Annotated in this window: 16 protein-coding genes; 8 read left to right on the forward strand and 8 right to left on the reverse strand. The window is 43.7% G+C overall.

What is annotated here, in order from left to right; translation table 11 throughout:
• The first annotated feature begins 6 nt into the window (after positions 1 to 6).
• Positions 7 to 3,432 carry a trypsin-like serine peptidase gene (locus tag FET73_RS11045; protein WP_154224020.1) on the forward strand — a complete coding sequence of 1,142 codons (3,426 nt, stop codon included), beginning with the start codon at positions 7 to 9 and terminating at the stop codon, positions 3,430 to 3,432.
• 7 nt (positions 3,433 to 3,439) lie between these two features.
• Here the strand turns inward: FET73_RS11045 and FET73_RS11050 are convergent, their stop codons facing one another.
• The 3 genes from FET73_RS11050 to FET73_RS11060 form a co-directional block, all read right to left on the reverse strand.
• Complete coding sequence (locus tag FET73_RS11050) at positions 3,440 to 4,414, reverse strand: lysophospholipid acyltransferase family protein (RefSeq protein WP_154224021.1); 975 nt, start codon at positions 4,412 to 4,414, stop codon at positions 3,440 to 3,442.
• 189 nt (positions 4,415 to 4,603) lie between these two features.
• Positions 4,604 to 7,180 (reverse strand): ATP-dependent chaperone ClpB, encoded by a 2,577-nt coding sequence (gene clpB, locus FET73_RS11055; RefSeq protein WP_154224022.1) that lies wholly within the window; start codon positions 7,178 to 7,180, stop codon positions 4,604 to 4,606.
• Positions 7,181 to 7,296: 116 nt separating this feature from the next.
• On the reverse strand, positions 7,297 to 8,271 hold the full coding sequence (locus FET73_RS11060) for a hypothetical protein (RefSeq protein ID WP_154224023.1): 975 nt from the start codon (positions 8,269 to 8,271) through the stop codon (positions 7,297 to 7,299).
• 151 nt (positions 8,272 to 8,422) lie between these two features.
• Here FET73_RS11060 and FET73_RS11065 point away from each other — a divergent pair, with 151 nt between their 5' ends.
• Together FET73_RS11065 and FET73_RS11070 are read left to right on the forward strand one after the other, a co-directional pair.
• Positions 8,423 to 11,014, forward strand: a complete 2,592-nt coding sequence (locus FET73_RS11065; protein ID WP_179952243.1) for a choice-of-anchor D domain-containing protein — start codon at positions 8,423 to 8,425, stop codon at positions 11,012 to 11,014.
• Positions 11,001 to 11,828: a sulfotransferase family protein gene (locus FET73_RS11070; RefSeq protein WP_154224025.1), complete on the forward strand. Its 828-nt coding sequence runs from the start codon at positions 11,001 to 11,003 to the stop codon at positions 11,826 to 11,828. Before FET73_RS11065 ends, FET73_RS11070 begins: the two co-directional genes overlap by 14 nt.
• Before the next feature lie 11 nt (positions 11,829 to 11,839).
• Here the strand turns inward: FET73_RS11070 and rimI are convergent, their stop codons facing one another.
• On the reverse strand, positions 11,840 to 12,316 hold the full coding sequence (gene rimI, locus FET73_RS11075; RefSeq protein ID WP_154224026.1) for a ribosomal protein S18-alanine N-acetyltransferase: 477 nt from the start codon (positions 12,314 to 12,316) through the stop codon (positions 11,840 to 11,842).
• Positions 12,317 to 12,404: 88 nt separating this feature from the next.
• Here rimI and mgtE point away from each other — a divergent pair, with 88 nt between their 5' ends.
• Positions 12,405 to 13,772, forward strand: a complete 1,368-nt coding sequence (mgtE, locus tag FET73_RS11080) for a magnesium transporter (RefSeq protein WP_154224027.1) — start codon at positions 12,405 to 12,407, stop codon at positions 13,770 to 13,772.
• Positions 13,773 to 13,776: 4 nt separating this feature from the next.
• On the opposite strand, the gene tsaB is transcribed toward mgtE, so the two are convergent.
• Positions 13,777 to 14,430 carry a tRNA (adenosine(37)-N6)-threonylcarbamoyltransferase complex dimerization subunit type 1 TsaB gene (gene tsaB / locus FET73_RS11085; protein WP_154224028.1) on the reverse strand — a complete coding sequence of 218 codons (654 nt, stop codon included), beginning with the start codon at positions 14,428 to 14,430 and terminating at the stop codon, positions 13,777 to 13,779.
• Between the two features lie 40 nt (positions 14,431 to 14,470).
• On the opposite strand from tsaB, the gene FET73_RS11090 reads away from it, so the two are divergent.
• Together FET73_RS11090 and FET73_RS11095 are read left to right on the forward strand one after the other, a co-directional pair.
• Positions 14,471 to 15,280, forward strand: coding sequence for a M23 family metallopeptidase (locus tag FET73_RS11090; protein WP_246172732.1), 810 nt, complete (start codon positions 14,471 to 14,473; stop codon positions 15,278 to 15,280).
• 81 nt (positions 15,281 to 15,361) lie between these two features.
• Positions 15,362 to 20,194, forward strand: a complete 4,833-nt coding sequence (locus FET73_RS11095; protein WP_154224030.1) for a beta strand repeat-containing protein — start codon at positions 15,362 to 15,364, stop codon at positions 20,192 to 20,194.
• A 34-nt stretch (positions 20,195 to 20,228) separates the two neighbouring features.
• On the opposite strand, the gene ttcA is transcribed toward FET73_RS11095, so the two are convergent.
• A complete protein-coding gene (gene ttcA, locus FET73_RS11100; RefSeq protein ID WP_154224031.1) occupies positions 20,229 to 21,038 on the reverse strand; it encodes a tRNA 2-thiocytidine(32) synthetase TtcA in 810 nt (269 codons plus the stop codon).
• A 76-nt stretch (positions 21,039 to 21,114) separates the two neighbouring features.
• Between ttcA and FET73_RS11105 the strand changes: the two genes are divergently transcribed.
• On the forward strand, positions 21,115 to 21,318 hold the full coding sequence (locus FET73_RS11105; RefSeq protein WP_154224032.1) for a DUF465 domain-containing protein: 204 nt from the start codon (positions 21,115 to 21,117) through the stop codon (positions 21,316 to 21,318).
• 105 nt (positions 21,319 to 21,423) lie between these two features.
• Positions 21,424 to 22,278, forward strand: coding sequence for a hypothetical protein (locus FET73_RS11110; RefSeq protein WP_154224033.1), 855 nt, complete (start codon positions 21,424 to 21,426; stop codon positions 22,276 to 22,278).
• Positions 22,279 to 22,321: 43 nt separating this feature from the next.
• Here FET73_RS11110 and FET73_RS11115 read toward each other — a convergent pair whose 3' ends face one another.
• Positions 22,322 to 23,629, reverse strand: coding sequence for a DUF1501 domain-containing protein (locus FET73_RS11115; protein WP_154224034.1), 1,308 nt, complete (start codon positions 23,627 to 23,629; stop codon positions 22,322 to 22,324).
• Between the two features lie 11 nt (positions 23,630 to 23,640).
• Complete coding sequence (locus FET73_RS11120) at positions 23,641 to 25,431, reverse strand: DUF1800 domain-containing protein (RefSeq protein WP_154224035.1); 1,791 nt, start codon at positions 25,429 to 25,431, stop codon at positions 23,641 to 23,643.
• Between the last annotated feature and the right edge of the window lie 83 nt (positions 25,432 to 25,514).

The following is a 25,514-nucleotide window of genomic DNA, read 5'->3' on the forward strand; positions in this document are numbered from 1 at the left end:
TGTAACATGAACAAATTAACCTTTATATTAATCAGCCTGTTTTCTATAGCTCAAGCTGAAGTGGATTACCTGCTGCCTGAGACTTTAATAGCAAAAGAGAAATTGTCGGCAACGGACAACCCCAATGGCCTGATTAAAGTGGCTGCAGCCACACTGATTGATGACATTTCACTCAACAAAGGCCAAGCCACCAGTGGCCAATGGATTCAATTAGATGCAGACACTTGGCAGTGGATCATCAATTTCCACAGTAAAAATGCCGTCAGTTTAAACATTGGCATGTCAGATGTTTTTTTACCGTACTCAGCAGAACTACAGGTTTTTGGTAAAGATAAATTTTATCAACCTCATTCTTTCAGTGATGAGCACAACACAAAACACGGCTTCTTATGGTCTGGTGAAATCCTTGGTGACCAAGCAAAAATGGTATTGACCGTTAACGCCAAAGAAAAAGCGTTTGTTAAATTCAACATCCAAAACGTCGCTCGTGGCTTTCATCAACATGGCAGTGAAACCTTAAATCAAAAAAGTGGCAGCTGTAATATAGATGTAGCATGTCCTGAAGGTGAAGGCTGGGAAGCTGAAATCAACTCAGTAGGGCGTTATGTGTTTCAAACCAATGGTGGTGGATATTACTGTACTGGTCAGCTGATTAACAATACAGCAAAAGATGGCAAACCTTATTTCTTAACCGCGGACCATTGTGGCTATTCAGGAGAAAATGGCCAGGCTTCACTAAATGAAAGGCAAAATGTTGCCGCTTCAATTCAACTGATTTGGAATTACCAGTCTCAGACTTGTCGGGCACCAGGATCCAGCATCAGTGGCAACAGCATTTCAACCAGCACTTTCAATAATCGCCAAAGTGGCGCCACATACCGTGCCAGCAATCCATATTCCGATGTTGCCTTGGTTGAACTCAATCAAACACCTCTTTTGGCTTATGGTGTTGAATACACGGGTTGGGATCGCTCAAATACTGTGCCCAATTCAGCAACCTCAATTCACCACCCCAGCGGTGACGCCAAGCGCATCAGTCATGAAAACGATGCTTTAAGCCTCACTTCATACGGCGGTGAAACTGGCTCAGGTAACAGTCACTTTCGTATCAATGACTGGGATTCTGGTACAACAGAAGGCGGTTCTTCAGGTGCTGGCTTATGGAACGCCAACAACTTACTTATTGGACAATTGCATGGCGGCAGTGCGTCATGTGGCAATGACGAACCTGACTGGTACGGTCGCTTCTCAGAATCATGGGATCAAGGAAGTTCAGCTCAATCCAGACTCAAAGATTGGCTGGACCCATTGAACACGCAACAAATGACCTTACAAGGTTCTGCAGGCTGTGAAGCACCCACACTGGAAATCAGTGTATTGGGCGACCAAAAAGTGGGCGTACCTTTAACATTATCGGCTCAAGCTACAGGTGGTTCCGGTGGCTATCAATTTGAATGGGACACCAATGCCGATGACATCATTGATGCCAAAAGCAAAGATGTTAACATCACCTTCAATCAAGCTTTTATTAACAATGTAAATGTTAAAGTGACAGACAGTGAAGGCTGTTTTTCACAAGCAACGCAAGCATTGGCTATTCAATCTCCTGACATAAAAATCATGGATGTCCAAAACATCCAAAGTGAATTGATGCAAATGTGCGGCAACAATGACGCTGTCATCGACCCAGGTGAGCGCTGGAAGACAAGAGTACACTTTGAAAATCAAGGACAAACCACTGCTTCTGGAACATATGCCGCCTTGTCAAAAAACAGGGGTGTTACAACAGCCCCCTCTGGCAGCAGCGACCATTATGGTAACAGCAGCGGCACCTGCCAGAGTCACTTTATCGACATCAGTAACTCCGGCGAATTAATCGACTGGAACATCGGTACCAACGAATATCCAGCTCATGATGAAGGTGCCACAGCCAATATTGAAATTCAATACAGTAAATTGTATGGCATTGGCTTCACTAACTTGCGTGCATCATCTAATGGTTACCTCAGTAACGGGAACATAACTGGCATAGACTTTTCTAATGACTGCCCATTACCACAGGTGGCGAGTCACGATGCTGGAACAGCAAGAATTGCGCCCATGCATGGTGACCTACAAAACAGCGATTTCTATCACCAATCATTCACTGACTGCCCGCGAGCAGCTGAATCAGGCAACAACCTGGCTTGCGAAATATTCATGTGGAAAGGTGCGGATTTTTGGAATACAGATGCCATAGAAAATGTAGATTTTCAAGCCATTTTGTATCCAGCAACTGGTCAGTGGACTTACCAGTACCAAGGACAAGACATAGATGGCAGCAACAGCACCACAGGCATACAAAATGCCGAAGGCAATGACGGCATTTCATTTGCCTGTAATCAAACTGGAAGCATCAGTCAAAACCAAGCGGTGTGTATTTTTGATAAAAACCACCCCAATTTAAGTCAAGATCCTCAAAGCATATTCATAGAAACACCTGCATTGGCACTGGGCAAACTGGCAGCCAACGCCACAACCAGCGAAGACTTGGTCTTTTCAGTCAGGCCTGATGCCGCTTGTGGTAAGTCTTTTTCCATAAACCACGAAGCCACCGTCTTTGATGAAGGGTTTAATCCAGGCGGCGGCAGCATCCTTGAAGCCGAGATTGGAGACAATGGCATGTGCAGTGTCATCACGCACTGTGACATCAATGACCGCTCCGACATCACAGCCAATAATGGCCTGTGGTGGAACCCCGTACGTTCAGGTAACGGTACAGACTTTCACTTCATCGACAACCAAAGATTGGTCTATGTCAATTATACCGGCTTGCCTGATCGCTCCCCCATTTGGTACATCACGGGTGCTGAAGATGAAGAAGCAAACCAATATTACAACTCCTTATTGTATGTCCACCACAACGGACCATTTACAGTGGGTCAAGGCATTAATGAATCTGTAGGCTGGTCAAATACCACCTTGATTGATGAAAACAACTTGATTCAAACGCGCCAAATTGGTGATGATTTCAGTGCAGAAAAAATGCAATGGTATCAATTTGCCGCCCCGCCAACTGTGTCACAACACACGGGACTTTGGTACACCCCAAGTCAAGCCGGCTGGGGAGAGAGCATCAGCACCCAAGGACAAGTCAGGGGTGTGGTTCATTATTTATATGATGCATCAGGCGAACCCTATTGGACCATTGGTTGGGGAGAAAATAATGACAGCAGTTTGGATATGATTTACACCCAATCATTTTGCCCAAGCTGTCCACGAATTGAGCCTGACAACACCGTTGTAGGCAGCAGTCAATTAACATTGACCGATCAGTACTCAGGTACATTAAACAACATCAACATCCAAGTTCCTAGTAGCCTAAAAAATAACGCCACATGGCAGAAAAACAATTTACCTGTCAACAACTTGGCACCAACAGACAATCAATAATTGGTTTTTAACTTTCAGGTCGACGGTACAGTTTGCTGCCGTCGGCTTGGATGCTGAAGCGGCGGTAAGTCCACTGATATTGTGCCGGGTTAATCGCCACCATTTCAGCAATGGCTTGATTCATGCATCGCACACCTGATTCATCTATTTGATAAATTGCATCCGACACCCTTTTGATGTGGATATCAAACCCTTTACCATCGGACAATCTTTCAGCGACTGCCATGACCACAGGAACGTGTGTTTTTGCTGCTATTTTTGAAAACAAACTCATGGTGTAGGCTTGTTGTCCCATGAAATCAACATAAACACCCTGGCCTGCTTTTGGTTGTTGATCAGGTAAGATGGCCATCAAATGTTTGTCTTTAAGTGCTTGTATGATTTGACGAACACCTTTTTTATCTGCAATGATTTGGTTGGCACCACTTTGGCCTCGATATCGATACAACAGCTGTTCTATTTTGGGGTTTTCGGGTGGTTTGTATAAGAATGAAAAAGGTTCATATTTTGCCAACCACAAATTCAACACTTCCCAATTACCAAAATGCGGTGCGGCCAACAACACACCTTGACCTTCCCCCCATGCCTCCTCTAATGCTTCTTGTCCATGCACATTAACAATCAATGCCTCTATATTTTTGGCATGCTTCTTCCATACTCGCCCTAACTCCAAAAACGTTTTAACCGTTTCTATCAATGCCGCTTTGGCTAAGACCTGTTGTTCTTGTGTGGTTTTATTGGGGTAGCACAACTTGATATTGACCGTGGTAATTCGCCGCTGTTTTTCTGATAAACGCCAAACCATGCGACCCAGAAAAGCCGCCCATTGGTGAGCGCGTTTAAGGGACATGTGGCTGAAAACACCAACAATCATTTGAAAAAAGAATCCTTGCATCTGCCTATTGTAGCCAAAGTTTACTTTTTTCACAGCCAAAAAAAAACCGCCACTTAAATCAGTGGCGGCTAATTTCTGTGGAAGCATAACAACTTCCTCCTTTCACCCCGAGTCTCCCACATCTCCATGGCAGGAGTAAGTTAATCCCATAACTGTTCAACATCTCTGTTCCCGTCTCCAAGACTTCGAATCCTGAACACCATTATGACAACCGGGTTCAAAAATATCTGTCCATATTTTCCTACATGCTTGTAGGAAAATATGGACAACATGGGGTCAATTTCCTACAGAAAATTTCATTTGCCCCCCTTCATACCGTGCCTTGATGACTTGACCAGCCACAAAATCACCCGCTAATAACCTTGATGCCAGTGGGTTTTCTAGTTCATCTTGAATCGCCCGTTTCAGCGGTCTTGCCCCGTAAACAGGATCAAAGCCTACGCTGCCCAAGAAATCCAATGCCGCATCATCAATATCTAAAATCATGTCTTTGGCTGCCAATCGTTTTTGCACTTTCTTAATTTGAATGCCGGCAATCATGCGGATATGCTCTTGCTTCAACGGATGGAATACCACAATGTCATCAACACGGTTGATGAACTCTGGCCTGAAGTGCGTACCTACCACACCCATCACTGATTCTTTGATGACTTTGTAAGGTTCATCAATTTGACTTTGAATCAAATCAGAACCCAAATTCGATGTCATGATGATAACCGTGTTTTTAAAATCCACTGTACGGCCTTGGCCATCAGTCAGACGACCATCATCTAAAACCTGTAACAAGACATTGAAGACATCAGGATGCGCCTTTTCAACTTCGTCTAGAAGTATCAATGAATACGGCTTACGTCGAACAGCCTCAGTTAAATAACCACCTTGGTCATAACCAACATAGCCTGGAGGCGCACCAATCAAGCGTGCCACCGAATGTTTTTCCATGAATTCAGACATGTCCAAACGAATAATAGAGTCCTCAGTATCAAACATGAACTCACTCAAAGATTTACACAACTCCGTTTTACCCACGCCAGTGGGGCCTAAAAACATGAACGAGCCAATGGGACGGTTCGGATCAGACAAACCTGAGCGTGAACGCCTGATGGCATCCGCCACAGCATTCACTGCTTCATCTTGACCAATCAGACGCTTGTGTATGATGTCCTCCATTTGCAACAATTTTTGTTTTTCACCTGACATCATTTTTGACACCGGAATACCAGTCCACATCGAAACAATTTCGGCAATTTCAGCCTCTGTCACCTTGTTACGTAACAGTTGGAATTGAGTCATATCAACCTCAGTCGCTTGCTCGATTTGCTGCTCTAATTGGGGTATTGTGCCGTACTGTATTTCAGACATTTTCGCCAAATCACCCGCCCTTTTGGCTTGATCAAACTGTGCTTTGGCTTCTTCTAGTGCTTCTTTCAAATGTGTTGTGCCTTGGACCGCCGCTTTCTCACTGTTCCAAATTTCTTCTAAGTCAGAATATTCGCGTTCCATGATTTCAATATTGTCTTCAAGTTCTTTCTGGCGTTTTTTCGATGCTTTGTCTTTTTCACGCAACAGCGTTTCACGTTCCATCTTCAATTGAATCAAACGGCGATCCAAGCGATCTAGTTTTTCAGGCTTGGAATCAATTTCCATGCGAATGCGACTGGCTGCCTCATCCATCAAATCAATGGCCTTGTCAGGCAAATTTCTGTCTGTGATGTACCGATGCGATAAGGTTGCCGCCGCAATAATCGCAGGATCAGTAATTTCAACCGCATGATGCACTTCATAACGCTCATTCAAACCACGCAAGATGGCAATGGTGTCTTCAACCGAAGGCTCGTCCACCAACACTTTTTGGAAACGACGTTCCAAAGCCTTGTCTTTTTCAATGTACTGGCGGTACTCATCTAATGTGGTGGCACCAATACAATGCAACTCGCCTCGAGCCAAAGCAGGCTTCAACATATTACCTGCATCCATGGCACCTTCGGCCGCACCTGCACCCACCATGGTGTGTAATTCGTCGATGAATAGGATAATCTGACCTTCTTGTTTGCTCAAATCATTGAGCAATGCTTTCAGTCTTTCTTCAAATTCACCGCGGTATTTTGCTCCAGCAATCAAAGCCCCCAAGTCCAATGACAACAATCTTTTGCCTTTAACACCTTCTGGCACTTCGTTATTCACAATGCGTTGCGCCAGACCTTCAACAATGGCCGTTTTACCGACACCCGGTTCACCGATGATGACCGGGTTATTTTTTGTGCGGCGTTGTAAAATTTGAATGGTGCGGCGAATTTCTTCATCACGCCCAATGATGGGGTCCATTTTTGATTGTGCAGCGCGCTCAGTCAGGTCAATGGTATATTTTTCCAAAGCCTGACGGTTTTCTTCAGCACCTTGGTCATCCACATTTTGTCCACCACGGATGTCATCAATGGTCTGTTCTAATGAGTCGCGTTGGGCACCTGCTTTTTTCAAAGCTTTGCCCATGCTGTCATTGGCATCTATCGCCGCCAAAGCAAACAACTCACTGGCTATGTATTGATCGCCACGCTTTTGGGCCAACTTGTCACACAAGTTCAAAACACGAATCAAGCCGTTGGATAAATTCACCTGCCCTGCATTGCCCGAAACCGTTGGCATGTTGTTAATGGCTTGCTCTATTTCATCTGACAAAGCGCCCACTTTAACGCCTGATTTCATCAAGACATTTTTCAGTGATGAATTTTCTTGGTTCAACAGCGCCTTAAATAAGTGCGCTGTTTCAATCATGTTATGGTCTTTTCCAACCGCAATGGACTGTGCTTCATTCACTGCTTGTTGGAAATTGGTTGTTAATTTATTGATATTCATAATTTCCAAATTAATTTATAAGATGTTATTAAATTGGGGGTAGATAACATTTTTTTCAACAGGCACAAAAAAGGGAGCCTGATACTCCCTTTCAAACTTTGTCATTGCAGCAATGCTTATTCAAATGAATCTTCAAATATTAAATCCAGTAAATTCAGTTCATCAATACCAGAAATACCCAAACGCAACCCGACTGAAAATGCATCATTGATGCCGTCTTGGTCAGTATCTAAATCCAAAGCCAAGCCCAAAACAGGTGCATAACCACAGACATGCGTTAAGGTTGAACAATAATCAGCCTGGGAACAACTTGATGCCTCAACGTCTTGTTGACATGAGGCTATCAGGCTGCCTGCAAAATCATTGGCTTCCCATGTGAGCAGGTCTTGTGTTGGGTTAACGCCCGCACAAGCACAAAAACGGTACTGTTCATTCATTGCAGAAAATACTTCTGAGGCTGGCAATACACCACCCAGTTTTCCACTGCCAACGACGGTTTGGTCCTTCAATTCTTGCTCAGTACACACCCCTTGGCACAAACCTTCATCTTCAACCAAATCAGCTTCAAACTTGACATCATAAAGCGTCAAAGCATCATCTCCAAACGGGCCTTCCATGCGCAAGAAATTGGTCAACATCGGCGCAGTAGCCGTGACTTTACGGTTCATCAATTCGCCCGAGAATAGGTTGTGTGTCAAAGCCGTATCAATGGTTAAATCTGCATAGCCATAATACCTTTGAATAAAACCCACTTCAGGGTTATTGATGGTGGCATCTGTTATCTGAAAAGTGAAGTTGTTGTTGTCTTGTGCCAAATTCAAACCATGCCAATGAAAAGCTTTGACCACTTCGTTATCCAATAAAATACGGTCGGCAATTTGCTGGTAATTGTTTTCATTCAACTCTGACATCAAGGCCAAAGCCGCGCCCAAACCATCATCATTGACCCCATCACCATCGTAATCAAAACAACAAGGTGTATCTGGGGTTATCAATGCTGGAAACTGGATGCCCCAAAGGTAGGAATATTTATTTTCAGCTGATGCTGAAAAAAATGTGAGTAACAAACTGAGCAAAACAAATTTTTTCATGGCGTGTGTTTTTGATAAAAAAGGGATTCTACCTGAAGCGAGTCTATTACACAATTGTACAACTACAAACAATAAGCAATTACATTGTAAGTATTTGATTATAGGCACACTCCATGGTTTAATCCTTACCTTTAAAAAAACACGTCCGCTCATGATAAAAAATCGCCTTTCAAAAGCAATGGCATTGTGCTTAGCCTCCTCATCTGTTTTATCTGTCAATACAGCCCAAGCTGGCATATTCCCTGTCACTGTAAACAATGACAATGGTACGGGTTTGGTCGCCAACACCCTCAGCTGGGCTATATTACAAGCCAACCAATCGCCTGGCGCTGATGAAATTTTATTGCAAACTGATGTCACCGTCACAGGTGTCATGAAGCGGCTGATTGATTCAGATACCACACTGACCAGCGACACCACCCGCAGAACCATCAGCGGCAATGATGAATTCCGACCTTTGTTTATCAAATCAGGTCAAGTAACCATCAAAAATGTAGATATCAGAAACGGTTTAGCAAAAGGAGGTGGCAGTGGTGAGGGTGGGGATGGAGCCGGGCTAGGTGGTTGTTTATTTATATATGATGGTGATATAAGTATCAACAACAGCGGCTTTAACCATTGCAATGCGATTAACTCTGAGCAGCACTATTTTGGTCAGACTGGCGGCGGAGGTATGTTTGGAAGATCTCATAGAGGCGGTGGTGGCTTGTTTTCAAGGGCAACCAATAATAACGGTGCTTATAACGGATATGGAAACTATCAAAATATCGACTCTGATTTTGCTCAAGGTGGTCGTTATGGAGATCTTTCACATGGCGGTAATGGTGGATTTGGTGCGGGAGGCGGTTATGGCTATTACGGCAATGGTGGAAACGGTGGCTTTGGCGGAGGCGGTGGCTATACTTTAGACTTTGGCTTATCCTTATATTTTGGGGGTAAAGGAGGGTTTGGGGCTGGTGGCGGTAAAGCTTGGGAAAATTCACCAAATGATGGAGAAGCCGGCTTCGGTGGCGATGGCCAAAACTCAGCAGGAATGGGTGGAGCGATTTTTATACGCTCAGGGTCTGTGGATTTTTTAAACTCAGAGATTCATAACAGCTCTGCAACAAAAAACAACTCAACTCCAAATCAAGCCGAAGCATTTGGCGGCGGCATTTTTGTTTTACATACATTACAAAACACCAATGGCAACAACCAAGGCATGCCAGCTAGTTTGCCAGCAGTCAAAATCTGCGACCTGTGGTTTGACGGCAATCAAGCCGAAACAGCCCCCCAAAGCAGCAACAATAACAATGATTATTTTGATTTAGCTGACCTGATAACTTTTAGCTGTGAACTCCCCTCTGAAATATCTGTGCTTTCAAATGGAATTGAAATTTCTGATGGCGATGTCACGCCCAGTGAGTCAGATTCCACTGATTTCGGCTCTGTTGCAGTCAATGCACAGCTTGTTTCTAAAACATACACCATCAACAATTCAGGTCAAGGTGAGTTAAATTTAACCGGCAAACCTGTAGTTGAAATTCAAAATAGCAGCGGTCAATTCACTGTCACTCAACAGCCTTTAAGTAATACTTTGAATTACCAAGATGAAGTGACATTTGAAGTGACTTTCAACCCAACTACCGAAGGCAGCGACACAGCGACCATTTCAATTGCCAACAATGACCCTGACGAAAACCCTTTTGATTTCGTCATAGCAGCCGAAGGTGTCGAGCCGCAACCCAAATTAATTGTCACCCACAATGATCAAGTCATTGCTGCTGAAGATGAAACACCATCTGTTGATGATGGCACTGACTTCGGCTACACGCCAGTGGCTGGTGGTTTGATTGAACAAACCTTTGAACTTCACAATGTCGGATTTGCTCCTTTAGAACTAAGCAATCAAGCCAACAGTATCACAACAACAAGTCAATTCAATGACATGACCATCACGTCGCAATTGTCACAATTTGAGCTACAACCCAATGAATCACTGCCTTTCACAGTGGCCTTTGACCCCAATCAAGTTGGGCCTTCAGGCATCAATTATGTCAACATAACCAGCAATGACCCAGACTTCTCAAATTATTATTTTCAAGTCACTGGCTATGGCCAAGCCACCATGTACCTCAACGCTGTTCAAACTGACATCCAAGAAGGGGAGGTTTTGGTATTTGAAGTCGCCACTGATTTACCTGTTTATGACCACGCTTCATTCCAATTTGCTTTAACAGGAGGTGTCGATGAATCTGATTTCACCCAGTCTTCCTCTGTACTTTCAGGCCAAGCTTTTTTAACCGCAGGCTACAGCAGAACCATTTTCAACTTTTCAACAGTGGCAGATGGTGTTTACGAAGGGGTTGAGCATTTAACTTTTGGCATTTTATCTGATGACCCTGCCATCAACCAAACCACCCCTTTTATACTTGCAGGCAGCATCGATGATGATTATATTTTTGACAATGGCTTTGAAACACTGACCGTTCGTCAGCTGAATAAAAAACTCAACCAACAGGCAGGTGAGCAAACGGTGACTTGTGATTTTTCCAGCTTGAACTGTACTTTCTTGGAACAACAGATTAACTTGGCAAACTTCTCTAAAGACACACAAACGCAACAGTATGTTTATTGGCTTCAGCACACCCTTCAGTCACAAGAGCCGCAAAAAGACTCGGACAATGACGGTTTAATCAATGAACATGACGCTTCACCTTTGGGTCTTACATTTGACATAATAGTCGACCATGAAACTGAATAAATCACCGTTGTTTGTCTCAGGTTTGCCCCGTTCTGGCTCCACTTTGATGTGTCAGCTACTGGGCATGCACCCTGAAATTTACTCGACTGGTCACAGTTCGCCATTGGCTGCATCTTTGAAAAAAATCCGATCTGGTTTTTCAGAAGACCATTTCATGATGGCGCAGCTTGATGTCGATTTTGATTTGGGTTATCAACGCATCCACAATGCCATGATTGGCTTTATTAATGGTTGGCAAGCCGAAACTGACAAGCCTTGGGTAGCCGATAAAAATCGAGGTTGGTTGGCCGATTTGGATTTGCTCAAAACTTTGGTGCCAGATTTCAAAATGCTGGTTTGTGTCAGACAACCTGATCAAATTTTAGGCTCAATTGAATCAAGACACAAAAAAACGGCTTTGATTGATTTTCCTGATAACATGGCCAATATGACGCCTTATCAACGTGCCGATAAATTGTTTGCCGATCAAGGTGTGGTTGGCGGCCCATTACAATTAATCCAAGCCATGCAGGACCAAGATCAAAAAACGCAGTCACAATTGTTTTACGTGGTGTTTGAAGATTTAATGAGCCGACCAGTAGAGGTCATGCAAAACATTTACCAATGGCTGGGTTTAGACAACCTTATTTTTGATGCCAATCAATTACCAGTCAAAGCCCACGAAAGTGACAGTTATTATCGCTTCAAATACCCACACAAAACACACAAACAGATTGCGCCGCCGAAGGCGCACCAGGTTCCTCTGCGCATTCTCAAAGAAGTCAAAGATAAATACGCTTGGTTTTACCAAACATTTTATCCCGGGATGCTTTAATTATATTTTGGTTAACTGTTTTTGTGTACCGCACATGACATAACCACGGCATCCTCTTTGGTGCCGTTGTATTGGTAATAGTTGCGGCGGTTACCTATCTTTTTAAAGCCCAGTTTTTGATACAAACCAATCGCCGCTTCATTACTGGCCCTGACTTCTAAAATCATTTGTTTTCCACGGTTGATTCGACTGATGAGGAACAATCGGTGCATCATTTGCTTTGCCAAGCCTTGGCGTTGTAATTGTGGGTCTACTGTAATGTTAAGCAAGTGTGACTCTTCAACACCTATCATTAAAAAAGCATAGGCTATGATTTTTTCAGGCTCCTCCTCACGCATCATTTTAATGCACTGATAGCCTGCATTGATGCAATCTAACATGATGCGATCGGACCAAGGGTTTGGGTATGCTTGCCGCTCAATATCTTGAATCAATTTGACATCTTGTGCGGCTATTTTATTGAAAATGATTGTTTTTTTGTCATGCATCTTGCAAGCAGCTTGTTTACAATAGCTAATGATTTAACAAAATATCCGTAACAAAAGCCACAGTTATTAAAGCAAAAGGAAAGCATTTATGGTCGAGTCCGTACCCAATGAAGCCACAGAAAAAGACATCCATGCACTAAACCAAGCGTTGAATGATGAACGGATGGGTGCGGTCACACGCATCATCAATGGCATTCCTGGTGCAGAAGTGGCTTTGTTTTTGGAGTCCTTGCCGAGCGACAAACGTAAATTGGTTTGGGAACTTGTGGAGGACACTTGTCAAGGTGAAGTCTTGGTTTCGCTGCATGATGAGGTACGCGAAAGCCTGATTGAAGAGATGGAAACTGAGGAGTTGGTGGAAGCCACTCGTGATCTTGACCTTGATGACATGGCCGATTTGATTCCCGATTTGCCTGAAGAAGCCACCAACCAATTGATGCTCTCAATGGACATTGCATCTCGTGACTTGTTGGAACGTGTGCTGTCATATCCTGAGGATTCAGCCGGTGGTCTGATGGACCCGCATGTGGTCACTGTGCGAACAGATGTGACGGTTGAAGTGGTCAAAAGGTATTTGCAGTTCCGTGGTGATTTGCCTACGCCTGTCGGTGATTTTTTTGCAGTAGGTCGAAAAGGACATTTTAAGGGGCGTGTACCATTGGTCGATTTTCTGACCGCAGACCCCAAGACGCAAATTCGTGATTTGTTAGATGAATCTTCATCAGCCATTTTAGATACCACACCGGCCTCTGAAGTGGCTCAAGATTTTGAGCATTCAGATTGGATTTCTGCGCCTGTGGTCGATGACAACAACATGCTGATTGGCCGAATTACGATTGATGATGTGGTCGATGTGATTCGTGAAGAAGCCGAACATTCAGTGATGCGTATGGCCGGTTTGGATGAAGAAAGTGATATGTTTGCGCCTATTTTGGTTTCATCAAAGCGGCGTGCTGTCTGGCTGGGCATTAACTTGATTACGGTGTTGTTGGCTGCATTGGCTATTGGTATGTTTGAAGCGGTATTAAAAGAAGTCGTGGCATTGGCCATTTTGATGCCAGTGGTGGCATCAATGGGTGGTATTGCAGGCTCTCAAAGTCTGACCCTGATGATACGAGGTATGGCCACAGGTCAGGTAGGTAGTGGCAACATCAAACACTTGCTGAATCGTGAATTCATGATTGCCTTTCTTAACAGTGTACTCTGGGCTGGCGTGCTGGCAGCCGTGACTTTTTTCTGGTTCAAAGACCCTAACTTAGGCATGGTGATTGCATTGGCTTTGGGTATCAATTTATTGGCAGGTGCTCTGGCAGGTGTGGTTATTCCTGTCATGTTACGAAAAATGGGTATCGATCCAGCCATTGCCGGCGGTGTGGTTTTGACTACCGTTACTGATATCGTTGGCTATGTATCATTCTTGGCATTGGGTTCTTGGTTTTTGATTCAATCTGCATAAGACTTTAACTTCTGACGACCTGGTGACGCACGTAATTGGGTTCAATTTCATGAACGGCCATGGCTTGATCATTAAAGTCATTATGAGCCATTAACAATAAATTTTTAGCATTGGGTAGCGCCTCAGCATCACAAGTCATGCTGGCCTTTTCAATCAACTCAGGAAATGTTTTAAAGGCATTGCCCATAGCATGATCAAAACCTGATAAAGGTAAATCATCAGGGGCCGCCAATTGATCACCCTGCTTTTGATCTATGCCTGCATCTGATAATTCAAAACTGGCCCAATACACTTCATTCATGCGTGCATCATTGGCCACCAACAATTCACCGCGAATTCCCGCTTGCCAAGCACCTTGTGCCATATTTCGCAGGGTGGATACACCCAAAACAGGGACATCCAAAGCCAAAGCCAAACCCTGAACCACTCCAATGGCAATGCGCACACCGGTGAAAGCACCTGGCCCATTGCCAAACACGATGCCCTCAATGTCCTTTTTCTGCACACCTGATCGTTGTAACAATTCATCTAAATAGGGCAACACCAATTCGGCATGCTTTCTCGGTTCTTCAGCTTGTTTCTGCGATATTTGGCCTTCGCTTAACAAGGCAACAGAACAATTTTCCGTGGCAGTTTCTATGGCAATCAGCTTCATCATTTTTTAATCAATGGTAGAATCGTAATTTTTACCGTAGAAGATGATGATTGCAAGGATTTGTTTGTTGTTACTTTTGGGTTCTGTTTGCCAAGCTGAAGGGTATTTTTTAAAACTCAAAGGAAAACCTGTTCAAGGTGCCCTATTGATTGGTCAAACCAACCCCGGCGCAAAAGTAATTGTTGAAGATAAAAATGTGGCTGTCACTGAAGACGGCTACTTCATGTTTGGTTTTGGCCGTTTTGATGAGCAAGCCAAAAACATCACCATCACGCATCAAGGCCAAAAATACCAAACCACTGTTCCTGTTTCACTTCGAGACTTTCCAACAGAAGTCATTAATGGCTTACCTAAATCTAAAGTCAACCCGCCACAACAAGATTGGGATCGCATAAAAAGAGAACAAGCCGAAGTCAAATCAGCACGCCAAGCTTGGAGCGAACAAAGGGCGTTTTTACAGCAATTTATTTGGCCTGCTGAAGGCCGTATCTCTGGTGTTTATGGCTCACGCCGCATATTAAATGGTGAACCCAAGCGCCCGCATTACGGCATGGACATTGCCAATAAAACTGGGACACCTATCATAGCACCCGCTGATGGCATAGTAACCATGGCGGTGACTGACCACTTTTACACAGGCGGCACCGTCATCATTGACCACGGTTATGGTTTGAACAGCACCTATTTACATATGAGTCAAGTTAATGTAGAAGCTGGCACACACATAAAACAAGGTGAAAAAATTGGCGAAATTGGTGCCACTGGACGCGCTACTGGACCTCATTTGGATTGGCGTTTGAACATTGGAACAAGCTTGAGATTGGATCCGGAATTAATCATACCCAAAAAATAGCAGCTCTCTACCCCTTTAAAGATTTTGTTAACGAGTGTAAAATCATTGCCTTTATCACATCATCCGTAAGGGGAACAGGGCATGAAAAAAATGATGCTTGGCATGGCTTGTGCATTTTTTGCACAATTATTTTCTGTTGCGCACGCACAACCGAGTTTTTCTCAACAGTTTCAACCTGACACCATAGGGCCAGGAAGCCACACTGAGCTGTTATTTACGATTGACAATCAAAATGGTGCTGCCATTACTGATATGGCATTCACAAACAACTTACCTGCCGGACTCAGCATAGGCTCACTGTCAAGCAACAGTTGTCAAGGAAACTTAACTGCACCCAATGGTGGCAGCACAATTACTTTGACTGATGGTACTTTAGGTGCAAGCCAAAATTGTTCAATCAGTGTTTCTGTCGTCGGTAGCACCATCGGAACACATATCAATACTTCTGGAGACTTAACCTCTTCTGCGGGTAATTCAGGCACTTCAACAGATGACCTAACAGTGGCAGATGACCGCCCAAGTATCACCATGTCTTTTTCACCCAATGCCATCAATTCAGGCAGCCCAAGCACATTAACCTATACAGTGGATAACTCAGCAAATCCTGATGCAATCTATAACCTACAACTCACCCAACAGCTTCCTCCTGGTTTGGTATTTGGCCTGCCTGATTTAAATACTTCAGATTGTCCCAGTAGCTTAATGATTGACCACCAATCACAATCATTTTCAATTCCCTTTGACAACAACTTTCAAAACACGCTTGCCGCTGGTGCATCATGTGCACTCACTGTCAATGTTGTGGGTGTTGGAAACCAGTCTATCAAGTTAAAATCAAGTGATTTAACCACTACTGTCACTGGAAACTTTCAACCTTTGAACTCAGGCTTCGCTAAAGCAGTAATCGATGTTGTCGGACAAGAGTTACAGGTGTCCAAATCTTTTGTTAATGACCCCACTGTTCCAGGTAGCACAGTACAAGTTGATTACCAATTGACCCTATTAAATCGAAACGACAGTGCTTCTGATATTAATTTTACCGATGATTTTGGTGCTTTGGTTGCAGGAACCCAGTTCAGTCAAGTGGTCAACAATACCTGTTCTGCAAGCGTGACAGGTACAGGTTCTGGCATGTTGTCATTTTCATCAGGCTCTTTAGCAGCTGAACAAAGTTGTCAACTGAGTATTCAGTTAACCACAAGCAGCGCCGCCATTTCAGGAACCTACCTCAGCACCAGCAGCAACATCAACTACCAAATCAATGGTCAAAATGCGTCATCCGCCAGTGCCAGTGCCAACTGGGTTATTGAACCTTCACCACAACTTACCATGGCATTTTTAAGCAATCCTGTCATCGCTGGCAACAGTACCGACATTGAATACACCATCACCAATACATCATCCACATCTGCTGCTACTGATGTCACATTCTTACATCAGATTGTGCCTTTTCTACCCTTTCCTGCCAATGCCACCTTCCCTGCCAATGACTTTTGTGGTGTTGGCTCATCAGCCAGTATGGCATTCATAGACACTGACCAACAAGGCATTCAAGTGTTAAATGGTCAACTCAATCCTGCAGGCATGCCAGGCGACAGTTGTACCTTTGTTGTCACTGTTGATATACCTGCATTCATGCCGACAAACACCTATGACTCAGCAACTCAAAATATATCTGCAACTGTTGGCGGCACCACGCGCGTAGGACTTCCAGCATCTGACCAATTACAAGTATTGAACGCACCCGCATTCAGACATAACTTTGTTGATGATCCTGTGATACCCGGCGACTCAGTCACCCTAGAATATGAAATCATTTTACCTGCAGAAAGCCCAAGCGACGCCTCTGATTTGTCTTTTACCCATGATTTGGATGCCGTTTTGAGTGGTTTGACAGCCACAGGACTACCCATTAATGTGTGCGGTGGGTCCATTACAGGCACGAATTTATTAACATTTACAGGTGGCACTTTGCAAGCTGGTGACACATGTGTATTCGATGTCACTTTGCAAGTTCCAGCTGCTGCTACTTTAGGTACATACCCCAGCGCAACATCTGGCTTATCGGCGACTGTGTCAGGTATTTCACTCAACGGTCCAGCTACCACCAATGAATTACAACTTTCAGCCATTGATTTTCAAATGAACATCATACCTGGGCAGGTTGTCGCCGCTGAACAAAATGTCGCTATTGAATTCACCATTGACAACCTAGACCCCAACAATGATGCCTCTGCCATATTTTTCACAAACAACTTGACCAGTGTTATCGCGAATTGGGCAGGTGATGGCGTTATTCAAAATGATATTTGTGGCATGGGCTCTCAATTATCAGGGACAACATTTCTGATATTTACAGGTGGTACTTTATCCCCTTCGACAAGCTGTACTTTCAGCATCAACACCACCATACCTGTAGCAACTGCTTCTAATTTATACAACAACATCACAAGCAACTTATCTGCCACAATCAATGGCAGCGCATTGACTATTGACCCAGCCACAGATACCTTAGATGTGATTGACGGTTTGAGTTTCAGTCAACAGTTCATTGATGACCCTGTGGCTCCAGGCGGCACTGTAACGCTAGAGTTCACCATTCAGAATAATGCAATGGATGCGGTTAATGGCATCACATTCACAAATGATTTAGATGCCACATTGACTGGCATGGTTGCTACCGGACTGCCCATCAATGACGTTTGTGGAACAGGCGCACAATTGACCGGCACCAACCTGTTAACACTTACCGGTGGGAATTTGGCGGCTTCTGGTAATTGCACATTCAACGTCACATTACAAACGCCCGCAAATGCCACACTGGGGAACCAACACATCAACACCACCAGTGCCATTTCAGGAACCTTAAATGGTGCTCCGGTATCGGGACCTGCCAGCAGCGATGCATTGAGTGTGTTCAGTTTAGAATTAACCAAGTCTTTCCAAGGTTCTGTCTATGCAGGACAAATGGCCACTTTGGATTTTCAGCTGTTTAACTTAAGCAACAACCCCAAACAGGGAATCAGTTTCAGTGATGATTTAAATGCCATGATTCCAGGCGCTGTGGCTGTGGGATTGCCCGTAAATGGAAGCTGTGGCAATTTATCTCAATTATCAGGTACAAATACCATTTTGTTTAATCAAGGTGAATTGCCAGCAGCTTCTGATTGTCAATTTTCTGTACAAGTTCACATCCCCACGGCAACCCCTCCAGGAAATTATATAAACACCACAAGCATGCTCAACTCGTTTGGATTAGCAGACGGTGGAGAAGCAACAGCGACCTTAAGGGTGAATTCAGCACCCGCATTCAGCATGCTTTGGACACCGGATGTGATCAATCTATCACAGGTCAGTCAGGCCTCGTTCACTATTGACAACAGTGCCAGCACATTGGCAGCATCGCAACTCTCTTTTACCAACAACCTGCCAGTCGGATTAACTGTTGCTACACCCAATAATGCCAGCTCCACATGTACTGGCGGAACACTGACTGCCGTATCAGGTACAACGACAATAAATTACACAGGTGGCAGCGTATCAGCATCAGGTAGCTGTATAGTTTCGGTCGATGTCGCTCCACAAAACAGTGGTCAATTCATCAATACATCTGGAGATTTAACTTCAATAGCCGGTAACTCAGGGCCAGCTTCTGATACATTAACTGTTGAAGGCGCGCCAGCATTCAGCAAAGCATTCAATCCGACCACTGCAATTCTGAACGAAGTGGTTAATTTGACATTCACCATAGATAATAGTGCCAACAGTTTGGCCACAACCAATCTTGATTTTACTGACAACTTCCCTGCAGGAATGACCGTTGCTACACCACCCAATGCAAACACAACTTGTACAGGTGGAACACTGACAGCCACGTCAGGATCTGCTTCAGCTCAATATTCTGGTGGTTCAATAGCTGCCAATTCAAGTTGTACTGTTTCGATTGATGTCTCCAGTGCCACAATGGGATTGAATCAAAATGTCAGTGGCAACCTGACCTCCTCTGGTGGTAACAGTGGCGTCGCATCAGCTGACCTTACGATTTCTGGTTTACCCGTATTCTCACAATCATTTGCAGAATCTGCACTGTTTGTTGGACAAGAAACCACGTTGACATTTGACATTGATAACAGCGCCACCCCAAGCAGCTTTACGGGGTTGTCATTCACCAACAACTTACCAGCGGGCATTACAGTCGCCACACCTAACAATTTATCAAACAGTTGTGGTGGCACAGTGAATACCAATGGCAGCAGCATTGATTTATCCAATGGTACGGTCAATGGCAACAACAGTTGTGAAATTTCTGTATCAATCACTGCACAAACTGCTGGCCAGTATAATAATATCACCAGTACTTTAGTAACTGATTTTGGCACTGTTGCTGCAGCCAATGCGAATGTTGATGTGTTCGATTTACCCGCTATTAACAAGTCATTTGACTCTGCCCAAGCAGTAGAAGGGTCAATAATTCAAGTGATGTTTACAATCAACAACCCCAGCAACATGCCACTGACAGCGGCAACATTCAGTGATGATTTAGGTGCGTTTATCAGTGGTGCAACGGCATTGGGCTTACCACAATCAAACGTGTGTGGTGCGAGCTCATCAGTGACTGGAACCAGCGTTATCCTAGCGACTGATCTTGAAATTCCAGCACAAGGACAATGTCAGATTACAGTAGATGTACAGTTGCCTTCATCAGTAACAGGTGCTTTCACTAACACCACCTCTGCTTTTGACTTCAGCTCAAATGGTCAAAATTTCTCAGGACCTGCAAACTCCGCAGGTTCAGCACCGATTACCATTATTCAAGGCGGACCACCTGCCATGGTACCTGTTAATCAGTGGTATTTGATGTTGACGTTGGTCTTGTTGACTCTGCTAGTTGCGCGCAGGAAAAAGATTCATTAAACACAGACAATCAAAGCCTTAAAGTCGGATTACTTTAAGGCTTGACCACTTTTAATGATGGGTTTGAACTCAAAGATTTAAAGTCAAACAGCTCAGGGTCACACATGTGTGAGGGTGCGATGTTACCCATGGCTTTGGCGATGTTATCGACTCGACCTGGTTGTATGCGTTCCCAATCACGCAGCATCATTTTGATGGCTTGGCGTTGCAGGTTTTCCTGCGAACCACACAAATTACAAGGGATGATGGGAAATGCCATGGCTTGTGCATACACTTCTATGTCACTTTCTTTACAATATGCCAAAGGCCTGATGACCACATTTTGACCGTCATCACTGCGTAATTTAGGCGGCATTGACTGTAGTTTTGAGCCAAAAAACATGTTCAGGAACATGGTTTCTACCATGTCATCTCGGTGATGGCCCAAAGCAATTTTGTCAATATTGAGTTCATTGGCTACGCGGTACAAAATACCTCGGCGTAAACGTGAACACAAACCGCAGGTGGTTTTACCCGCTTCAATCTTATCAGTAACTATAGAATAGGTGTCTTCTTCAATGACATGAAATTCAACGCCTTGTCCAGCTAAGTACTCTGGTAATACATGTTCTGGAAAACCGGGTTGTTTTTGATCCAAGTTAACCGCAATCAGCTCAAATGCAAACGGTGCTTTCTTTTGAATTTCTTGAAGTATCGACAACATGGCATAAGAATCTTTGCCTCCCGACAAACAAACCATGATGCGATCACCTGGCTCAATCAACCCAAAATCAGCCGAAGCTTTGGTCACTTGACTGCGCAATTTGCGCTGAATTTTGCTGAAAGCATGAGAAGCTGTGTCCATTTTTAGGTTTGTACAGTTGGAAAAGGCTGAACCTTAGGCTAAACTTAATGAATAATCAATATTTACCCTAATATTCATGAGCCTAACACAATCAGAAATCCGTCATTTCATACATGACCTCAAAGAAGAACACCGTGAATTGGACGAAATCATTGATGTTTTGATTGACTCTGGCCGCATCGATGAAATCAAAATCAAACGACTCAAAAAGCGTAAACTTAAAATCAAAGACATGTTAAATGTCTATGAAAACATGTTAATCCCTGACTTAGATGCCTGACGGGTATGCGTCTTTTTAATTTTTATCCTGACACTCCAAACATGGTATCTTGAACTTTTACACAAAACCCTCATCTAATACAAACACTCACCCACCCTACTGACAATGAACAAAAAATCCTTGATTACTTTTATACTAATATCCTTTTGTGCTATTGCGACCAGCAATGAACTTCCGGTTAATCCAGACAACTTAGTTTTTGGACGTTATGTAGAAAATGACTCACAACATGCCCTACAGATGCCCATTGTCCGCTACCAAGACCAACAAGGCAGGTCTGTTGATCTTGTGGCTGCGGTTCATGTAGGCGATGCCGCTTATTATGCAACCCTGAATGAAAAATTCAAAAATTACGATGCCGTGTTATTTGAAGCCGTTATGCCTGAAAATGCACGCATACAAAAGAATACAAAAATGAGCGAACAAGGCCCCATCACCATGCTACAGCATGGCATGAAGAACGTTTTGGATTTAACCTATCAAATGGATCAAGTAGACTATTCCGCCAAAAACTTTGTTCATGCCGACATGACACCTCAAGAAATGAGTAAAAGCATGGCTGACAAAGGCGAGTCCATCATAACCATGATGATCAAACTTTGGCGCGCAGGCGTGGTTCAACAACTCAAAGGTGGCAGCATGAGCAACACCGAAATGATGATGGCTTTGATGTCTGGTGACGCATCGCATCAGTTGAAAATTTTGATGGCCAAAGAAATGATAAACATGGATGAAACACTGGGCATGCTCGAAGGCAGCGAAGGTTCAACCTTGATAACGGAACGCAATAAAAAAGCATTCAAAGTGTTGCGCAGAGAAATGCTCAGCACCAAAAACAAACGCTTGGCTGTATTTTATGGTGCTGGACACTTGAAAGACATGAGCCAAAGGTTAATCAATGACTTTGAAATGAAACCCGTTTCAATTGAATGGATTGATGCTTGGGACTTAAAAAAATAATTAAAAAAAGGTGGTTTGAACATGACAAACCACCTGATTTTCCTCAATCGTCAAAACCAGCCTTAAATATCACATCAAAAGAATCGTCATAAATGGGTGTTAAATTAGGACCATTCACCACACCTAGCTCTGTATAGTCACTATAACCTGGGAAAATATGTCCTAAATAACGGTTACCCATGCGTTTCATAATGATTTCACTGACCACATCACGGTAATCTACCGTCACATCCACATCATCCCCTTCAAACAACTCACTGGCATCTAAGCCAGGGAATTGACCATGGAACCCAGGCACCACTTCATCACCAATGATAAACATAGGATTCCCATAACCGTGGTCCGTACTGTTATCAGAGTTTTGATACGCTCTGCGGCCAAATTCTGATTGAACAACTACCGTAAATTGCCCTTCGTGAGAGGCTGTCAAATCTTGATAAAAAGCATACAAGGCGCTCGACAAGTCACCTGCCAAACCGTTAAACACACTGGTTTGGTTATTGTGCGTATCCCAACCGCCCGTGGGCACATAAGCCACCTCTAAATCCACATTCGCTTTGTACAGCTGCGCCACTGTTTGTAGTTGCTCACCAATAAAACTGTTAGGATATGACGCCCCATTTCCAGGCGTGTAGCTGTCCCAGTCAATACTTTGTATAATCGAAGAGGCATTTAATGTTTGGTATGCACTCATCCTTTCAAGAGAATTCACTTGGCTGTTAATTTCAGTCAACGTCGCCTGAACTTCGTCCTCCCAGCTGTAATGACCTGCCTGTAATGCAAAATCTTGAGGATTAGCCAAAACCAAAGAAGCCGCATCACCCAGCACCGCATCAGAGTTACTGTAACTGGGCACCAATGACGGTAAAATGGCATTACTTGGCGTACTGATGGATGATTGAAAATAACGGGTTAACCAGCCTGAACTGGCACCAGAGGCACCAGCCACCCCAAGCTCTAAATAGCGCGTGGCCTCAAAGTGACTTCGATTTGATTCTATTAAACCAGTGGCATGTACAATCGCCATTTTGTCATTATTAAATAATTGAGCCAGTCCTGATGCTTGTGGGTGCATACCAAATGCCGAAGTACCATTCAGTGGCAATGATGTATTACTGGGAATATATAAGCTGGGTCGCAAGTTTGCATAATGACTGTAATCCGCTCCAGAACGAGGAGGTACCATATGTAATCCATCCATACCGCCATTCAAAAACACATAAACCAACAAGTCTTTGCCAGTGCCACCTTTATTCATGCCTTTAGCAAAGCCAAGTTGCAAACCACCCATGCCAGCCAAGGTCAGCATACCTGAGCCCTTGATAAAATTTCTTCTGTTCATTTTTTTCATCTCATCACTCCTTATCGATAGCTGAATTCTGCTGTCATACAAATCATTGAAACCAAAGCCATCAATCGTTCAAGGTTAAACTCAGGCCAACTGTTTTCGCTCAAATCTATTGGCTCATTACGTCCAATCGGGTTGCCGTCATTCAAGTGCTGTAAAGACATAAATTGTGCCAGCTTATCTCGTGAGTGGGAATCAGGTGAAACGCCACACAGCCGTTCATACCAATAATCAACCAAGTTGTTGGCAGTGATGTCATTGCTGTTGGGAAAAGCAGCCTCAGTTTGCTCTAAAATGTTGTTGTACGGTATATTGCCATTGTCATCATCTCGGTCTTGACAAAACCACTGGATATAACGCCATGTCATCATTTGAGCAGAAGAGCCCAACCAGTGAGATTTCGTATCTGGATAACCATTTGGAGATGACCAGCTGAACGGATAACCACCTGACTCATCAAAAATCCAACGGTGGGTGTTAGAAGTACTTTCGGTTGGATTGAAAGTGAAATTAAATCCTATTTGACGCATCACAGAAACCGATTTTTCAAAGGGTCTTTTTATTTTCTCTCCCCATGTACTTAAAAATTCAGGTGATTTTAAAAGCACGTCCATGGCTTGTTTAATCTGATCATCTGCATTCCAATTTTGCTGCAAAACATCTGCCACTTGAGCGACCACATTTTGGGGCGGACTGTCTGAAATGAACCGGCGACAGAGTTTGGTTGCTAAGAATTTTGCTGTTCCAGGATGCGCAGCCAGCATTTTTAATATTGCACGCACATCACCTAATGGGAATGCCGCGTCAAATTCATAGTATTCACCCAAAACCCGAGATATGCCATCATAATGCCAATCTTCGCGAAATTTAAAATTCCCAGTAGGTGCATGACCATCATCGTCATCTGACCAATGCGCACCATCATAAGACCAGCCAGTTAAAGCCCGAGCCAGATAATAAACATCCCTTTCTACATATCCCATTTTTTGACCATTGCCATCTTCTGGCACATCTGCCGGATCCATATGGCCATAATAATTTTCAGCACCTAATGTATGTAATTCCATTAACTCTCGAGCAAAATTTTCATTCGGCTCTGTAACATTATTCAAAGCATTACCGAGGTACATCATCATACAAGTAGAGCGAGTCATCGCATACAACATGTCATGAAAGTTTCCTAAGGCATTGGCACGAATAACATCCCTGTCATACTCAACAAACATACCTTGGATGCTGTCGCCGTATTGATACACACTGAAATGGTTATGCCAAAAGTCAGTCATGGTTTCAAATAGCTGTCGTTTTGAATGAACGCTGCGTATAAACGTTGCAGCCACCGTTTCTCTACCCGGCCTGATGTGGTCCTCCCAATCAATTGGATTTCCATCAGGTCTTCTGACATGCTGTTGATACAATTGCTTCCTGGTTTTGTTTAAAGTTGTGAAGCCGTTACTTCCTTGAAGCAATGAATCGGCATAACTGTCATCTATATTTTCATAATTCAACTGTTCATCAATATAAGACAATACTTTGGCTTCATTATTAGCACCAGGTAAAGATTGAATGTGAGACGCATCCTCTGGTGATGGGCCAAAAGCCATTTTACTCAAAACCAAATGTATCAAATCAGGTGAAGCGGCAGCGCCCTGAAAGTTTGGATATGTGCTGTTGGCTTTCAATGAAGCTTGACGTTTTTGCCTTAATGTCAATTGACTTTTTTTGAATTTATTTTTATTGAGTTGCGACAAAATTCGCTCAGACCGCTCCGCTCTTGGGATATATTTTTCTTTGAAAATGCCCATAAATTTACCTTCAATTATTATGATTGTTGTTTAATATTTTAAAGCGTCAGGACTTTTGGAGTGGGAATTGCTTCACATAATTT

The sequence above is a fragment of the Marinicella rhabdoformis genome (genome assembly GCF_009671245.1).
GTDB lineage: Bacteria > Pseudomonadota > Gammaproteobacteria > Xanthomonadales > Marinicellaceae > Marinicella > Marinicella rhabdoformis.